We start from the raw sequence: 15,755 nt of genomic DNA, 5'->3' as shown, positions 1-15,755 counted from the left end.
ATCCCCCCGCTGCACACGCGGGAGGATCAGCCCCGCGCCTTGATGATTGTTGATTCTTTCTCACAACACTCATTCCAGAAGGCACATTTATCGCCAGCACGTCCCAGGTGATACTGCGCGACTCTCGCCTTAGGGATAAACACTGATGATGAAGACAGATTTCGCTGCCTGGTCCTGGACTGCAGGTGCAGGGATCGACGGTTTGCAGGTGGTCCGCAAAAGCCTGGATCAGCCCGGACCGGGTGAGGTGCTCATCGCCAATCGTGCCATCGCCTTGAACCCGGTGGACTGGAAGATCATCGAGTGGGGTCATGCGGCGTGGAAAACCGGACATGTGCCGGGCGTGGATGGCATGGGCGTGGTGGTTGCGAGCGGTGCCGGAGTGCCGATCAAACCCGGTACGCGCGTGGCCTACCATCAGTCGCTGGATCGCGACGGCAGTTTTGCCGAGTTCTGCATACTCGATGCGGCGACGGTGATGACCGTGCCGGCGGCCCTCGATGATGCCTGGGCGGCCTCACTGCCCTGCCCCGGCTTGACGGCCTGGCAGGCGCTGGAAAAGATTCCGGGCAGTGCCGGCGAGGTGTTGGTGGTCGGCGCGGGCGGTGCGGTGGGCCTGCTGTTGGCGCAGTTGGCGGTACAGCGTGGGTTGCGTGTGTGGGCCACGGCGAGCACGGCTCATCATGCCCACCTGAAGGCATTGGGCGTGGTCGGTGTATTCGATTACCGCGACGCCGGCTGGCAGCAGGCACTTCAGTCAGCCCTGGGCGAACGTCGCCTTGACGCCGTGTTCGACACCGTGAGCGGTGCGCATGCAGCCACACTCGCGCCCCTGCTCGGCTACAACGGGCACCTGGTGTGCATCCAGGACCGCCAGGAAAGCGCGCCATTGCCGGCTTTCAGCACTGCGATTTCACTGCACGAGGTGGCGCTCAACAGCTTTCACGCCTACGCCAGCCTGAGTGATCGGCAGACCTTGCGCCAACACGGCGAACGGCTCCTCGACGCGGTCCTGAACGGCAAACTGCGGGTACCTGGACAGCAGGTCTTCGACTTCCATGAGCTGCCGCAAGCGCTTCGTGCCCTCAAGCAAGGTTCCAGCAGTGGCAAATGGGTAGCGCGCCTCGCCGACTAAACCTCGGCCAGGCTTTCCTTCTTCTCCAACCACTCGATCATCAACTCTCCCCAGGCGATATCGGCCTGCAGCGCGGCCTTGGCCTTGCCCGAGTCGCGCGTGCGCAGGCCTTCAAGCACTTCAAAGTGCTTATGCTGGGCGCTCGCCAGTTCCAACTTCGGCACTTCCGCGTGGAAGCGGCTGAGCAGCGGCCCCATAATGACCCACATGTTCTCCAGGGTCTTGGACACCACAGGCATGCGCGCCGCGCTGATCAGGCCGAAGTGAAACTCGCGGTTGAGCAATGCCGCCTGCCGATGGTCGACCGAAACCGCCTTCTGAAACGCATCCTGGATACCTTCAAGCTTGATCAGTTCCGGCACGGTAATGCGCTGCGCGGCGGCACCGGCGGCCTCACCCTCAAGCAGATGACGGATCAACTGGATTTCCCTGAGCTGGCTGACCGACAACTCCGGCACATAGATGGACGTCGCGGCCTTCATGTCCAGCGCATGGTCGCTGACCAGCCGGAAGATCGCCTCGCGCACCGGCGTGATCGAGACCCCGAACTCTTCGGCCAGGGTGCTGATGCGCAGGCGATCGCCGGGCTGGTATTGGCCGTCCATCAACGCCGTGCGAATAATGGAATACACCCGCTCACTCAAGTTGCCTTTATCAATGGGCTTATGCACGGTCACTGTTACTCGATCTCCATGGTCGATGACGTGCGCCCGGCAGGCCTCGACGCCTGCGGCAGGGGCGCAGATCACGCATCATACATCATCATTTTACCCCTGCCACTCCGGCAGGCGCGTCCTTCAAATCCGTGCGTCGCGCCGTCCTACGCCCTGCAACAGCACGGCAATCACGATAATCGCCCCCTTGATAATCTGCTGTGGGTAGGCCGGCACACTCAGCAGATTCATGATATTGCCGATCAGCCCCAGCACCAGCACGCCGACCACGGTGTAGAAAATCGTGCCTTTGCCGCCGCTCAGCAGCGCGCCGCCGATGACGCACGCCGCAATTGCATCGAGCTCCAGCGCCATGCCCGCGCTGGGCGCCGCAACACCCGAGCGCGACGCAATCACCACCCCGGCCAATGCCGCCAGCCCACCACAGATGCCATAGGCCGCCAACTTGTAGCGTTCCACCGCAATCCCGGCCAGGCGCACGGCGGTTTCGTTGCTGCCGCTGGCAATCGTCAGTCGTCCGTAGGTGTTGTAACGCAGGATCAGCGCAAAAACGACCGTCACCAGGATCGCCAGCCACACGGGCCAGGGAATGCCCAGCACGCTATCGGCCAGGCGCCCGAAATCGCGCAACCACTGGGCACTGGTCAGCTTGTCATCCAGCCGTTGCGGCTGTCCGTTCGACAAAATAAAGGCCAGGCCGCGCCCCACCGTCATCATCGCCAGCGTGGCGATAAAGGGTGCCATGCGGAAGTAGGCGATAAACGTGCCTGTCACCAAGCCCATCAAGACACCGGATGCGACCGCGACCGTCACCGCCAGCAGCAGGCCAAGTCCCCCTTCGACCGGCATCACGTTCAGGGTCATGGCCACCACGATCCCGCCCACGGCAGCCACCGACGCCACGGACAAATCGATCCCCGCCGTCAGAATCACGATCAACATGCCGATGCTCACCAGCAACAGCGGCGTCAATTGGCGCAACAGGTTGCCGAGGTTCTGATAGGTGAAAAAATCCGCGGACAAGACGCTGGCGACAATCGCCAGCAGTACCAGCATTACCAGCGCGTTGTGCTCAAGAAACAGGCGTTGCAGTGAGCGCCGGTGCGCACGCCCGGCATCGGCGTGGCTGTCGTGTTGCAGCGGTTCGGCCGCAGCCAGTTTGTAATCAGGGTTATTCATGGTGCTCGACTCCCATCGCCAGGCAAATCATCTGTTGTTCTTTGATGCGCTCGCCCACCAGCTCACCGGCGATCGCACCTTCGCGCATGACCACGACGCGGTCACACATACCGATCACTTCGATCATTTCCGAAGACACCATGATGATTGCCACCCCTTGCTCGGCAAGGGCATTGATCACCCGGTAGATTTCGGTTTTCGCACCCACATCCACGCCGCGTGTCGGCTCATCGAGAATCAACACGCGGCAGCCCGCATCGACCCACTTCATCAGCGCGACTTTCTGCTGGTTGCCACCCGACAGGTCACCGACCCGTTGCTCGATGGAACGCGTCTTCACCGACAGTTGCTTGCGCAGGGCCTCGATGCCCTGGGTCTCCCTGCCGCTGGCGATCCAGCCCATGCGTCCGGTGTAGGGGCTGGCGGGGCGCAGCGCGCCATTGACGCGGATCGACATTTCCAGCAGCACGCCCTGCTGCTTGCGGTCCTCGGGCAGCAGGCCAATGCCATTGGCGATGGCTTCGCGCGGCGTGCGATTGTGCAGTTCGCGCCCATTCAAGCGCAGGGTCCCGGAGGTCTTGCGGTCGGCGCCGAAGATCGCGCGCATCGTCTCCGTGCGCCCTGCCCCCACCAGGCCGCAGAAGCCCAGTACTTCACCGGCACGCACGTTGAAGCTCACGTTGCGCACCAGCCGCCCGGCACACAGCTGATCCACCTCCAGCAGCACCTCGCCGATCTGCACGTTGCGCGGCGGGAACAGGTCGCTGAGTTCACGGCCGATCATCATCTCGATCAGCCCGCGCTCGGTGACATCCGCCAGGGCCAGGGTGCCGACGGTCTTGCCATCCTTGAGCACTGTCGCGCGGTCACAGATGCGGAAAATCTCATCCATGCGGTGCGACACGTACACAATGCACACGCCCTTGCGGCGCAGCTCGTCGAGGATCTTGAAGAGCTTTTCCGCTTCATGCGAGGTCAGCACGGCGGTGGGCTCATCGAACACCAGCACCGAGGAATTGCGCGACAACGCCTTGCAGATTTCCACGGCCTGCTGGTACGCCACCGGCAAGCTGCCGACCGCTTGGCGCACGTCGATATCGCTGAAACCCAGCTCATCCAGAATCGTCCGGGCCTTTTTGCGCATCGCAGCCCACCGCACAACACCACGGCTCTTGCCCAGGTCGTCGATGCAGATGTTTTCCGCCACCGACAGGTGCGGGGCCAGGGCAAACTCCTGGTAGATAATCGAGATACCCAGCTTGAGTGCATCGCCCGGCTTGCGGATATCCACCGGTTCACCATTCAGGCTGACCGTGCCGGTATCCCGTACGTAGGCCCCGGCAAGGATTTTCATCAGGGTCGACTTGCCCGCGCCGTTCTCGCCCATCAACGCATGGATTTCCCCGGCATGTGCCGAAAACCCAGCGTTGCTCAGTGCACTGATGCCACCGAATTTCTTCGAGATATCGCGCATCTCTACGGCTGGTGTGTGCATCGCATTCATGTTCTTCACCCTCTATTGACTGTCGCCGAACAGCCCGCCCCCGTTGGCGCGGGCTGTTTGGCGGGCGTTACTTGAGGGCCGCCTTGATCTGCTCGATGGAGCGGAACGGCGGCACGTTGTCGGTGGAGGGCGGCAGGCTGTCAGCCTTGATATAGGTGTCGACGTTGTCCGGAGTAATCAGCGTGACCGGGAAATACGACGCCAGCGGCAGGTTGTTGGCATCCAGGCCTTTGTCGAGGATCTGGTGAATCAGCTCAATCGCGGCCACGCCGGTTTCAGATCCGCTGTTGGTGGCACTCACCAGCAACTTGCCCTGCTTGATCAAGTCCAGCGCCACACGGAAGTTGCCCGCGCCGGAGGCGACCGTCACCTGGGCCTTCTTGCCGGCGTTTTCCAGGGCGTTGATTGCACCGATGGCAATGAAGTCGTTTTCCGCCAGCACCAGGTTCAGCTTGTCACCCTGCGACGCCAGGATGTCTTCGGTGGCCGCAAGCCCGCCCTCTTCGGTCCAGTCACCCCGGCCCCAGGCCAACACGTTGAAACCACCTTCCGGCCAACTGAAACTGCCTTTGGCTTTGATCTGCTGGAACAACTTGAAGCCCTTGAGCATCGCGTCCTCCTTGGACAGGCCCAGCTTTCGCTCCTCGGAACGCGCGTAGACAATCCCGGAGATCATGCCGTTGAGCCGGCTTTCGGAGGTGGAGTTGCCCATCACGCCGATAACCATGGCGGCGTTGATCACCTTGGCCGGGTCGGTCTTGGCGATCACATAGCGGCCCGCCTCGAAACCACTGCCGTAGGGGTTGCCGGTGCTGGTGGTGATCACCGGAGCCCGGGCATCTGGCGCAGTGCCCACGGTAATCACCGGAATCCCGGCTGCCACGGCGCGTTCCACATCCGACACCGAGCCGAGCACGTCGGTGGGATCGATCACGATCAGGTCGACGCCCAGGGTAATGAAGTTGTCGACCTGGGCGCTTTGTTTGGCGACGTCACTGTCCGCCACTTGCAGCTCAATATCGTAGTTGTACTTTTTCGCGATGGTTTTCGCGTCGTCGAGCATCGACACGAACCAGGGATTGCCCAGGGTGATCTCGGTCCAGCCGATACGCAGGCGCTCGCCTTTCTTTTTCAACGGCAATGCCTTGTTGATCGCCGTGCGATCCGGCATATCGGGGTCAATCACGCCCGACAGCGCGGTATTGGGCATCAAGCTGTAGATTTCATGCTTGCCGGCGGCCCAGGCCTGGCCGCCGATAAGGGCCGCCAGGGCGAAGGTGGTGATCAAACGCTTCTTCATCATTATTGTTCTCCAGTGCGCTGATGGGATCGGTGATGCCGGCGCCGTCCTCGACAGCGCCGTGGTGTGGGCTCAGGCCTGTAAATCGATCCAGGCCGACTTGAGTTCGGAGTACTTGTCCAAGGCATGCAGCGAACGGTCGCGACCGTTGCCCGACTGCTTGTAGCCGCCAAACGGCATGGTGATGTCGCCGCCGTCGAAGCAGTTGACCCACACACTGCCGGCGCGCAGGGCGCGGATCATCGAGTGGGCGCGACTGAGGTTGCTGGTCCACAGGCTGGCAGCCAGGCCATAGGGCGAGTCATTGGCAATGCGCACCGCGTGCAGGTGATCCGTGGCGGTGATCACCGACAGGACCGGCCCGAAGATCTCTTCGCGGGCAATGGTCATGTCGTTGGTGACGTTGTCGAAGATCGTCGGCGGGATGAAGAACCCGTCGGCCAGGGCGCCACCGGCACGTTCACCGCCGAGGATGATCTGCGCGCCCTCCTCTGCACCGGTGCGGATGTAGCCGAGCACGCGGTCCATTTGCGCCTTGTCGACCATGGCGCCCAGTTGCGTGGCCGGATCGAGAGGGTCACCGACGCTGATACCGCGCGCGACCTTCAGGACCTCGGCGACGAATTCGGAACGGATACCCGCCTCGACGATCAGCCGCGAAGGCGCTACGCAGACTTCACCCTGGTTGAAAAACATCGATTTCGCGGCGGTGGCCGCCGCTTTTTCCAGGTCGTGGCAGTCATTGAGGATGATGTTCGGGGTCTTGCCGCCGCACTCCAACCAGACCCGCTTCATGTTCGATTGCCCCGCGTATTGCAGGAACAATTTGCCGACTTCGCCGGAGCCGGTGAACACCAGCGTGTCCACATCCATATGCAGGCCCAGCGCGCGGCCAGCGGTAGGGCCGAAACCCGGCAGCACGTTGAACACGCCTGGCGGAATGCCCGCTTCGGCCGCGAGCGCGGCGATGCGCAGCGCGGTCAAGGGCGATTGCTCGGCCGGCTTGAGGATCACCGAATTACCCATCGCCAGGGCCGGGGCTACCTTCCACATGGCCATCAGCATCGGGAAGTTCCAGGGCGTGACCGCCGCCACCACGCCGATGGCTTCGCGGGTGATCATGCCCAGCGCACCCGGCCCGGAGGGCGCGATTTCGTCGTAGACCTTGTCACAGCATTCGGCGTACCACTGCAGGCATTCGAGTACCGCGTGCACGTCAAAACCACTGCTTTCCGCGACCGGCTTGCCCATGTCCAGGGTTTCGAGCAGGGCCAGTTCAGTCATGTGCTGCTCGAACAGCGCGGCGAAGCGCAGCATGACTTTCTTGCGCTCCTTGGGCGGACGCTGCGACCACACGCCACTGTCGAACGCCTGGCGCGCCACCTGGACGGCAACGTCGACGTCTTCAGCCTGGCAGGACGCGACGTGATTGAGCACCTGGCCGTTGCGCGGAGAGATATTGGCGAAGGTCTCGCCGCTCAGTGCATCGACAAAGCGGCCATTGATGAAGGCCTGGCCTGGCAGGTCCAGGGCGGCGACACGCTGCTGGACCGCAGCGATATCCACGAGTGTATTCATGCTGTTGTATCTCCTGTCTGGTTCAAGGGGTTAGAAGCTGACTTCGGTTTTCAGGCCGAACACCACCACGCTCTTGTCCCCGCTCAATCCGCCGGGGTTGACCACGTATTGCACGTTGGGCCGCAGTGTCAGGGCCGGGGTCACGCTGACGCCGTAGTACAGCTCCATCGGGTATTCGGTGTGCGGTGCCGCCACGGTGTAGCCACTGGTCTGGCGGATGCGCCTGGCGGATTTTTCATTCACTTCCAGGCGGCCCAGCGCCAGGCCGATTTCATCCTGCGGGCGTGCGGCAAACGGACCGCTGATAAAGGCACCGGCATGCCAGACGTTTTCCACGTAGGACACGTCGCGGTCCGACTGAATGAAGTTGGCAAACAGATTGAGGCCGCGGGCACTGTTGTCCGGGTCCTGGTACACGCGTTGATCGACCATGGCGTAGAAGCCGCGGGCTGAATCGTGCTGGTCGGGGGCGTTGCCGGTCAGGCCGATCGGCTGGCCATCGAGATCGCGGTACACGTCGTTGAAATCACCGGTGTTGCGCCAGACGCCCACGCGGTAGGTGCCAGGCAGGCCGTTGAGCCTCGGCGTCCAGGCCAGTTCGCCCACGGCGAGGTAGCCGGTAGTGCCCGAGGGACTGCCGAAATTCAGGCCCTGGCCGTTCTCGGTAAAGCGCGGGTTGACCTGATACAGCGAGGCGTTGACGGTCAGCTCATCGGTCAACTTGCCCGCCACCGCCGCGCCCCACTGGCTGACCGGCCAGGTAAACCAGTTGGGGGTGATGTAGCCCGGCACCGTGCCGCAGAACGTCAGGTTCTGGAACTTGCAGGAAAACGGGAACACATCGCCGCTCATGGGCAAGCGGCCGAGCTTGACCACCAGTCGGTCGTCGAGCAGTTGCTGCTGGTAATAGAACTGCACCAGCCGCGTGACGCTGCCGTAGCCGTAGATTTCCTGGGCGGCCAGCAAGGTGTGAGTGCCCGCCTCGGCCGTCAGGCTTTCGCCGTTGCGATTGCTGAAGGTCATGCGAAAACTCGCGCCCTGCCAACCGAGCAGCTTTTGCAGGTCGAAGTTGCTGTCGATCATCAGCTGATCGCTGTAGGTGCCTTTGTGCGTGTCGCCGCCCTGGGTGTTGTAGGCCAGCTCGTTGACGTACGTCAGCTGGAAGTCCACTCCCTGCTCATGCAGGCGCGTGCGTTCACCGTTCCAGTCGCCAAGCAGAAAGTTGTCCGGCGAATAACTGGCGGCAAACACGCCAGGGCCTACACACGCACTTAGAAGTCCTGCGGCAACGATGGTTTTATTGGTCATTGTCAGTGTTCCCGAAACTGTTTTTATTGTTGGTCTTAGTGTTTTTCGAGCATGCAGAATCCCGCCAACCCAACTGACGGGTCGGTGAAGCAACAGCGTTAACGCGGTGTGACTGAAACGTCGGTTAGAAGCACATCCTCACGATGGCGGCGACCTCCTCCTGGTTGTTGATCGGCTTAGGGTGGCAGGCCAGGTCCTGGTTGAAACTGGTCCAGACGGTGTGGGCAAATTCATCGACTTGCTCAGGGCGCAAACCGTAGCTGCAAAACGTGTCGGTGACCCCCAGGGTGGTGAAGAGCTGTTCGAGGATTACGGGCAGGCGCTCCGCGCGCTCGTTGATCGACAGGCCCAGGGTTTCCGGGCACAGGATCCCGGCCACGGTGGCAAACTTTTCGGCGGCGACCGGCAAGGTCCAGCGGATGACATGCGGGGTGCTCGCCGCCACCGTGCCGCCATGGGGCGCGTCGGTCATTGCGCCCAAGGGCTGGCCCAAGGCATGGGACACAGTCACCCCGGCACCGGCGATAGCCATGCCGCCCAGGGTCGAGGCAAATGCCATGTTGGCGCGTGCCTCCAGGTCAGCGCCGTGCTCCACGCAGCGCTGGGCATTCGCCGCAAACAGGCGGATGGCTTGCAAGGCCACCATTTCCACCCAGGGTGTGCAATGGATGCTGATATAGGCTTCGAGTGCATGACAGAAGGTATCGACCGCCGTCAGCGCGGTGAGTTTGGGCGGTTTCGACACCAGGATCTGCGGGTCGATCAACGCGACGTCAGGGTAGATGAACGGGTTGACGATGGCGCACTTGAGGCCCAGCTCGGGGTTGTTGATTACCGCAAAAGGCGTGGCTTCGGTGCCAGTACCGGAGGTGGTCGGCACCACCAGCAGCGGCAGGCCACGGCGTTGCGGCCGGCGCACCTCTTCGCCGAGGCGCTCGGTGTAATCCCAGCAGTTGCCACCATGCACGGCGACGAACGCCACGGCCTTGGCCGAATCGATCGCACTGCCGCCACCCATGGCCACGACCACGTCGCAGCCTGCGCGAAGTACTTGATCGACCGCGCGATCAATCGTGGTGTGACGGGGGTTGGGCACGATGTCGTAGAACTCGAGATATTCGATACCGCGCTCGATAAAGCTGGCAGTAACCTGCGCGACCCACTCGCTGCCCTCGAGAAACGGGTCGACCATCAGGAACACCTTGGTGCCGAACGGCGCGACTTTGTCGCCCATGCGTCGGATCGCTCCGACCTCGAAGTCCAGGGTGAGAGGCAGACTTGCCTGAAATGCGTTCATCAGTTCACCTTTGTTCTTATTGGAATGTGTGACCGGCCCGGCCTTATCGCAGCGCGCCGCCATATTTGTACAACTCGCCCAGATCGCTGGCGGCAATCAGCGCAGCTCTCATCTCATCGACAGTCACGGCGAAGGGCTCGACGTTGCTGGTCTGGTTCGGGTCGGCCGCGGTGCGGGCCACAGCATCGAGTTCCTGCGCAGTGATATCGGCCAGGCCGAGGTCGCCGAAGGTCACCGGCAAACCAATGCTCAGGCAAAAGCGCAACACGGCATCCAGTTCACCGCTGGTTTTGCCTTCCAGTACCAGCATCACCAGCGTGCCGAACGCCACGTACTCACCGTGGTACATCGTGGCGCGCAGGCCCAACTCACTGAAACCGCAATACACCGCGTGGGCGGTGGCGACGCCATTGCTTTCAAAGCCGATGCCGCTCATCAAGGCGTTGGCTTCCACCACGCGGTTGAATGCCTTGGTCACGCAGCGCTGCTCGGCGGCGCGCTTGGCTTGCACGCCGTCTTCAAGCAGGACGCGGTAGCACAGCTCGGCAATCGCCATCGAGGTCAGCGTGGCCTTGGCCCCGCCGCCGCCCTCCTTCATGCCGCCGCCGGCATTGCCGAGAAAGTTGTCGCGGTAGCCTTCAACACAGGTGCGGGCTTCGAAATACGTCGACAGCGCATCGCCCATGCCGGCTACCAGCAGGCGCACCGGGGCCTGGGCGATGATCCAGGTGTCGACCACCACCACATCCGGGCTGCGCTGGAAAAACAGCACGTCGTCAAACGCGCCGGCTTCGGTGTACAGCACCGACAGCGAACTGGTAGGCGCGTCGTTGGAAACCACCGTCGGCACGATGCACAACGGCACCCGCGCCTGATTGGCGAGCGCCTTGGCAGCATCGAGCACTTTGCCACCGCCGATACCGATCACACCGTCGCACTCAAGCCCCTGCATCAACACCGCCAAGCGCTGGATTTCCTGGCGGGTCACTTCGCCGGAAAAAATCCCGTAGTGAAGCGCGGTGCGGGTGCTGGCGAAGCTGCTTTCCAGGGTTGGCTTCAGGCTGTCCAGGCGGCCTTGGGTGGTGATCACCATCAGGCGGCGACCGAACCAGGCGACGTGCAGTGCCAGGCGGTCGAGTTCTTTGTAGCCCTGGATATAACGACCAGGTGCGGCAAATATCTGGGTCATCTCAGTGTTCATCCTGGCCCCATCAAGGAGGCTTTTTGTTATTGCTTTGAGGACGTGGTCGAGGAGCAATACCATCGACGGATCGATGATATATCATATTTAATTTTTATCTGCCAACCGCTTTTTCGAATGAAAAACCGCCGTGAAAGACAGGGATTGACGCTTGGGGGGATCGAAGATATATGATGCATGAAAACAAGAACAACGTTATTCGGAGACGACATGCACGATTACATTGTCATTGGCGGCGGGTCTGCGGGTTGTGCGCTGACGGGTCGTTTGATCGAGGCCGGGGCCTCGGTCCTGCTGATTGAAGCGGGCCCCCGGGACACCCATCCGCTGATTCATATTCCTGCCGGTTTTACCCGATTGCTCTCCAGCCCCCTGCTGTCTCGCCATGAGACACAGGCGCAGACGTCCATGGACGGACGCAAACGCATTCTTCCCCAAGGCCGCGTACTGGGCGGCGGCAGTTCGGTGAATGCGTTGATCTACATTCGCGGCCAGCACGAGGACTACGACGACTGGGCTGCCACTGGCTGCAATGGCTGGTCGTTTCGCGAAGTGCTGCCCTACTTCAAGCGCGCTGAAGACAATGAGCGCTTCGATAACGGCTTTCATGCCACAGGCGGTCCGCTGGGGGTTTCGGACCTCAAGCAGGTGTGTGAATTGTCACGCGGCTTCGTGCGTGCCGCGCAGCAGGCGGGCATCCCGTTTACCGCCGACTTCAACGGTGAACGCCAGAATGGCGTCGGCTTCAACCAGATCACCGCACGTAACAATCGCCGTTGCAGTGCCGCCGTGGCGTACCTGCGCACCGCCGAAAAATCCGAGCGCCTGACAGTCATCACCGACGCCACCGTGCAGCGTGTGGTGCTCGAAGGCAATCAAGCGGTCGGTGTCGAGTACCGTCACAAGGGCCAGGTTGTGCAGGCTCGCTGCAGCAAGGAAGTGGTGCTCAGCGCGGGCGCGATCCAGTCGCCCAAGCTGCTGATGCTGTCCGGTATCGGCCCGGCCGCTGAGCTTGAGCGTCATGGTATTGCCGTGCAGCACACGTTGCCCGGCGTCGGCCAGAACCTGCAGGACCATGCCGAAGTCGGCAGCATCGCCTATTGCCATGGCAAATACGGCTACTACGGCCAGGACAACGCTTTCAACACCGTGAAAAACGGCCTGCAGTACCTGATGTTCGGCAGTGGGCCGGTGAGTTCGAACGTGACTGAAGCCTGTGCATTCATCAACACCGACAACCCGCAGGAACGGCCGAACGCGCAGATGCATTTTGTGCCCATCGTGTTTTTCGACCTCGACCAGGAGGCGATCAAGAAACCCGGCGCGACCATCAATACCTGCGTCTTGCGACCGATGAGCCGAGGCGAAATCCGCCTCGCCGACAAGCACGCCGACACCCCACCACAGATCGACCCCCGCTACTTTGCACACCCGGAGGACCGCCGTGTCGCCATCAAGGGTTTGAACCTGTCGCGGGAAATCCTCGCGCAACCGGCGATGCGCGCCTACACCGACGAAGAGGTATTCCCCGGCTTGAGTGTGCGCAGCGATGAGGACCTGCTGAGCTACATCAACCAGCGCGCGAAAACCGTCTACCACCCGGTCGGCACCTGCAAGATGGGCACTGACGCCATGGCCGTGGTCGACCCGGAATTGCGCGTACACGGCCTGCGCAACCTGCGGGTAGTGGACGCCTCGATCATGCCTAACCTGATCTCCGGCAATACCAATGCACCGTCCATCATGATCGGCGAAAAAGCCGCCGACCTGATCCTCGGGCGCAGCGCATTGCCTGCGGCCCACGTCTAGAACACAGGAATCCAGCCATGCCTATCAGCGGTAAAACGCGCGTCGTCGTGCACTTGACCTACCCCGCCAAACACCTGCGGACACCCGAATTCTTCAACCCGTTGCTGGAACGCCTTGGCTACGACGGCGTACTGGTGCCATGGGAAGTCTCGCCGGCGAACCTGGCCACGGCCTGGCAAGGTTTGCGCGGCATTGAAAACCTCGCGGGGGTGATCGTCACCGTGCCGCACAAGCTGGAGGTGGCAACCTTGTGCGATGAACTCAAAGGCACTGCCCTGCTGCTGAAAGTGTGCAACGTCGCCAAGCGCCTGGCGGACGGACGCTTCACCGGACGTATGTTCGATGGCGACGGCTTTGTCGCCGGCCTGAAAAAACAGGGCCATGACCTGGGCCGCAAACGCGTGCTGCTGTTGGGTGCCGGCGGCGCGGCCACCGGCATCGCCCACGCGTTGCTGGCCGAAGATATCCAGGAACTGGTGATCAGCAATCGCACACCGGCCAAAGCCGAGGCGCTGGCACTGGAATTGCGCCTGATGTTCCCCGGCAAAAGGGTCAACGCCGGCCCTGCGGATGCCAGCGGCTTTGACGTGGTGATCAATGGCACCGCCTTGGGCCTCAATGCTCGAGATCCGCTGCCGCTGCCCGTCGAGACCCTGGCCGCCGGCACGATTGTCGGTGAGGTGGTGATGAACCCAGACATCACGCCCCTGCTCAGCGCAGCGGCCGAGCGTGGCTGCATCATCCATAAAGGCGCGCACATGATCACCGGCCAGGTGGACCTGCTCGCCGAGTTTCTGTTTTCCCAAGCGGGCGTTTGAGCGCCCGTTTTTACTCCCCAAGGAAAGACCATGAAAAAGACAGCAATCGTCACCGGCGGTGGTTCGGGTATCGGCCTGGCTACCGCGCAACGCCTGCACGCGGATGGCTATGAAGTGTTCACCGTCGGGCTCGGCGAGCCCGAGCAACACATTTCCGGCATCCACTATCAGGAACTGGACGTGACCGACGACGACGCGGTGAACCGCTTCTTCGCCCCGTTCGAACGCGTGGATGCCATCGTCAATGCCGCCGGGATCATCGACCACAACCGCGAGTGGGAGCTGGAAGGCTTCGGTCGGGTCATGGACGTCAACCTCAACGCCGTCCTGCGCATCACCAATGCCGCCCTGCCCGGTTTGAAAGCCGCACGCGGTGCGGTGGTGAATTTCGCCTCGATGTGGGGGATTTTTGGTTCGGCGAAAACCCCCGCCTACGCCTCGAGCAAAGCCGCGATCTCCGAGCTGACCCGCTGCATGGCGGTGGCCTGGGCGACTGACGGCGTGCGCGCGAATGCGGTGGCGCCCGGCTGGATCCTTACCAATCTGTCGCGACGAGCGTTCGAAGACCCGGCCCGTTCGGCCGGAATCATGGCCCGCATCCCGATGAAAAGCTGGGGGGCACCTGAGGACGTGGCGAATGTGATTGCGTTCCTGCTCTCCGACAACGCGCGCTACGTCACCGGGACTACGCTGCCGGTCGATGGCGGGTATTCCGTCGCCTGAGTAGACGCTGGCTATTTGAGCGCTTGACCGCCTAAAAACATGATATATCATGCATCACTATAAGATCGAGACTGCGGCGACTGGCCGTCGAGACTCAAATAACAATGAGCAATACAGTGAGAGGTGCTGAATGAATCTGGTTTTCGGCTCGCCCGGACGGTACGTCCAGGGCACTGAAGTACTTGCCCAGGCGGGTACCTACCTGGCGCACTGCGGGCGCACTGCCGTGGTGGTCATCGACAGCTACGTGCTGGGCCTGATTCGCGAGCGGCTCGATGCCACTTGCGCTGAAGCCGACGTGGCATTGCACTACCTCACCTTCGACGGCGAAATCACCGCCGACGGGATCGCCGGTTTGCGCGCTGCCGCTGCAGGCATTGCGTTTGACCTGATCCTGGCGGTCGGCGGCGGCAAGTGCATCGACGCCGGCAAGGCCCTCGCCCATAGCTCGGGCCGTGCACTGGTGACCATGCCCACCGTGGCCTCCAACGATGCGCCCACGTCGAAAAACTATGTGGTCTATGACGCCCATCACCAACTCAGCGAAGTCGGCCATCTGTTAGTCAGCCCGCGCTACGTGCTGGTAGACACCGGGCTGATCGCCCAGGCACCGCGCGCATTCCTGCTGGCGGGGATCGCCGATGCGCTGACCAAGAAATTCGAAGCCGAGCAGTGCTTCAACGCTGGCGGTGTCAACATGTTCGGTGCACGCCCGGCGCTGTCCGGGTTGGTACTGGCGCAGGAGTGCTACCGCGTTATCCGTCAATACGCCGAACCGGCGCTGGCCCAGGCTGGCAGCGGTGAAGTGACGGTGGCCTTCGATCATCTGATCGAGGCCGTGCTGCTCATGAGCGGCCTGGGCTTTGAGAGCGGTGGCCTGTCCATCGCCCATGCGATGACCCGCGGCCTGTCGAAAATCCCCGGCGCACAACAGCAGGTGCACGGCTGGCAAGTCGCGTATGGCTTGCTGGTCCAGCTGATACTCGAAGACCGTGACGCTGAACTGCTGGGCGACATGCTGGGCTTCTATCAACGCATCGGCCTGCCCCGCAACTTGTCCGAACTGGGCGTGCCTGTTATCGACCGCGCGGTGCTGATGCAGGTCGCCGAGCCCACCTTGAAAGCGCCTCACGCCCGCAACTTTGCCACGGCCTCGGGCAACCCGCTGACGTGTGAAGACCTGATCGCGGCCATGCTCGCGCTCGAAGGATTGACCCACTGAGCCATCC

At 62.2% G+C, this 15,755-nt stretch carries 13 protein-coding genes; 5 read left to right on the top strand and 8 right to left on the bottom strand.

Annotated elements, in window-relative coordinates; genetic code table 11:
- The first annotated feature begins 148 nt into the window (after nt 1-148).
- Complete coding sequence (locus AC07SI_RS09035) at nt 149-1,135, top strand: zinc-binding dehydrogenase (protein ID WP_495005678.1); 987 nt, start codon at nt 149-151, stop codon at nt 1,133-1,135.
- Here AC07SI_RS09035 and AC07SI_RS09030 read toward each other — a convergent pair.
- From AC07SI_RS09030 to AC07SI_RS08995, 8 genes are all read right to left on the bottom strand, one after another.
- Entirely contained in the window at nt 1,132-1,806 is a 675-nt protein-coding gene (locus AC07SI_RS09030) for a GntR family transcriptional regulator (protein ID WP_226940005.1), read from the bottom strand. The genes AC07SI_RS09035 and AC07SI_RS09030 overlap by 4 nt on opposite strands.
- A gap of 126 nt (nt 1,807-1,932) precedes the next feature.
- Nucleotides 1,933-2,988 (bottom strand): ABC transporter permease, encoded by a 1,056-nt coding sequence (locus AC07SI_RS09025; RefSeq protein WP_495005578.1) that lies wholly within the window; start codon nt 2,986-2,988, stop codon nt 1,933-1,935.
- Complete coding sequence (locus tag AC07SI_RS09020; protein ID WP_495005577.1) at nt 2,981-4,492, bottom strand: sugar ABC transporter ATP-binding protein; 1,512 nt, start codon at nt 4,490-4,492, stop codon at nt 2,981-2,983. Before AC07SI_RS09020 ends, AC07SI_RS09025 begins: the two co-directional genes overlap by 8 nt.
- 67 nt (nt 4,493-4,559) lie before the next feature.
- Entirely contained in the window at nt 4,560-5,795 is a 1,236-nt protein-coding gene (locus tag AC07SI_RS09015) for a sugar ABC transporter substrate-binding protein (protein ID WP_120448137.1), read from the bottom strand.
- 69 nt (nt 5,796-5,864) lie between these two features.
- Nucleotides 5,865-7,370 (bottom strand): aldehyde dehydrogenase, encoded by a 1,506-nt coding sequence (locus AC07SI_RS09010; protein WP_213552296.1) that lies wholly within the window; start codon nt 7,368-7,370, stop codon nt 5,865-5,867.
- 30 nt (nt 7,371-7,400) lie between these two features.
- Nucleotides 7,401-8,678: a carbohydrate porin gene (locus AC07SI_RS09005; protein ID WP_495005576.1), complete on the bottom strand. Its 1,278-nt coding sequence runs from the start codon at nt 8,676-8,678 to the stop codon at nt 7,401-7,403.
- Nucleotides 8,679-8,802: 124 nt separating this feature from the next.
- Nucleotides 8,803-9,975, bottom strand: a complete 1,173-nt coding sequence (locus AC07SI_RS09000; protein ID WP_495005575.1) for an iron-containing alcohol dehydrogenase — start codon at nt 9,973-9,975, stop codon at nt 8,803-8,805.
- A 43-nt stretch (nt 9,976-10,018) separates the two neighbouring features.
- Entirely contained in the window at nt 10,019-11,164 is a 1,146-nt protein-coding gene (locus AC07SI_RS08995) for a glycerol dehydrogenase (protein WP_065906092.1), read from the bottom strand.
- A 222-nt stretch (nt 11,165-11,386) separates the two neighbouring features.
- Here AC07SI_RS08995 and AC07SI_RS08990 point away from each other — a divergent pair, with 222 nt between their 5' ends.
- The 4 genes from AC07SI_RS08990 to AC07SI_RS08975 all read left to right on the top strand — a co-directional run bounded on the left by AC07SI_RS08990 (nt 11,387) and on the right by AC07SI_RS08975 (nt 15,748).
- Entirely contained in the window at nt 11,387-12,985 is a 1,599-nt protein-coding gene (locus tag AC07SI_RS08990) for a GMC family oxidoreductase (protein ID WP_495005574.1), read from the top strand.
- Nucleotides 12,986-13,002: 17 nt separating this feature from the next.
- Complete coding sequence (locus AC07SI_RS08985; RefSeq protein WP_120448132.1) at nt 13,003-13,803, top strand: shikimate dehydrogenase family protein; 801 nt, start codon at nt 13,003-13,005, stop codon at nt 13,801-13,803.
- 30 nt (nt 13,804-13,833) lie between these two features.
- A complete protein-coding gene (locus tag AC07SI_RS08980; protein WP_495005573.1) occupies nt 13,834-14,526 on the top strand; it encodes an SDR family NAD(P)-dependent oxidoreductase in 693 nt (230 codons plus the stop codon).
- A 130-nt stretch (nt 14,527-14,656) separates the two neighbouring features.
- Nucleotides 14,657-15,748, top strand: a complete 1,092-nt coding sequence (locus tag AC07SI_RS08975) for a glycerol dehydrogenase (protein ID WP_495005572.1) — start codon at nt 14,657-14,659, stop codon at nt 15,746-15,748.
- Nucleotides 15,749-15,755 lie beyond the last annotated feature (7 nt).

Source organism: Pseudomonas sp. GW821-FHT05D12 (genome assembly GCF_059419825.1).
The sequence above is the reverse complement of the archived record's forward strand: the minus strand, read 5'-3'. Positions and strand labels throughout refer to the sequence as shown.

Bases quoted from the DNA above. Each gene is read 5' to 3' on its own strand.
- AC07SI_RS09025 (WP_495005578.1), bottom strand. From the start codon at position 2,988: ATGAATAACCCTGATTACAAACTGGCTGCGGCCGAACCGCTGCAACAC.
- AC07SI_RS09020 (WP_495005577.1), bottom strand. From the start codon at position 4,492: ATGAATGCGATGCACACACCAGCCGTAGAGATGCGCGATATCTCGAAG.
- AC07SI_RS08995 (WP_065906092.1), bottom strand. From the start codon at position 11,164: ATGACCCAGATATTTGCCGCACCTGGTCGTTATATCCAGGGCTACAAA.
- AC07SI_RS09015 (WP_120448137.1), bottom strand. From the start codon at position 5,795: ATGATGAAGAAGCGTTTGATCACCACCTTCGCCCTGGCGGCCCTTATC.
- AC07SI_RS08975 (WP_495005572.1), top strand. From the start codon at position 14,657: ATGAATCTGGTTTTCGGCTCGCCCGGACGGTACGTCCAGGGCACTGAA.
- AC07SI_RS08980 (WP_495005573.1), top strand. From the start codon at position 13,834: ATGAAAAAGACAGCAATCGTCACCGGCGGTGGTTCGGGTATCGGCCTG.
- AC07SI_RS08990 (WP_495005574.1), top strand. From the start codon at position 11,387: ATGCACGATTACATTGTCATTGGCGGCGGGTCTGCGGGTTGTGCGCTG.
- AC07SI_RS09005 (WP_495005576.1), bottom strand. From the start codon at position 8,678: ATGACCAATAAAACCATCGTTGCCGCAGGACTTCTAAGTGCGTGTGTA.
- AC07SI_RS09000 (WP_495005575.1), bottom strand. From the start codon at position 9,975: ATGAACGCATTTCAGGCAAGTCTGCCTCTCACCCTGGACTTCGAGGTC.
- AC07SI_RS09035 (WP_495005678.1), top strand. From the start codon at position 149: ATGAAGACAGATTTCGCTGCCTGGTCCTGGACTGCAGGTGCAGGGATC.
- AC07SI_RS08985 (WP_120448132.1), top strand. From the start codon at position 13,003: ATGCCTATCAGCGGTAAAACGCGCGTCGTCGTGCACTTGACCTACCCC.
- AC07SI_RS09010 (WP_213552296.1), bottom strand. From the start codon at position 7,370: ATGAATACACTCGTGGATATCGCTGCGGTCCAGCAGCGTGTCGCCGCC.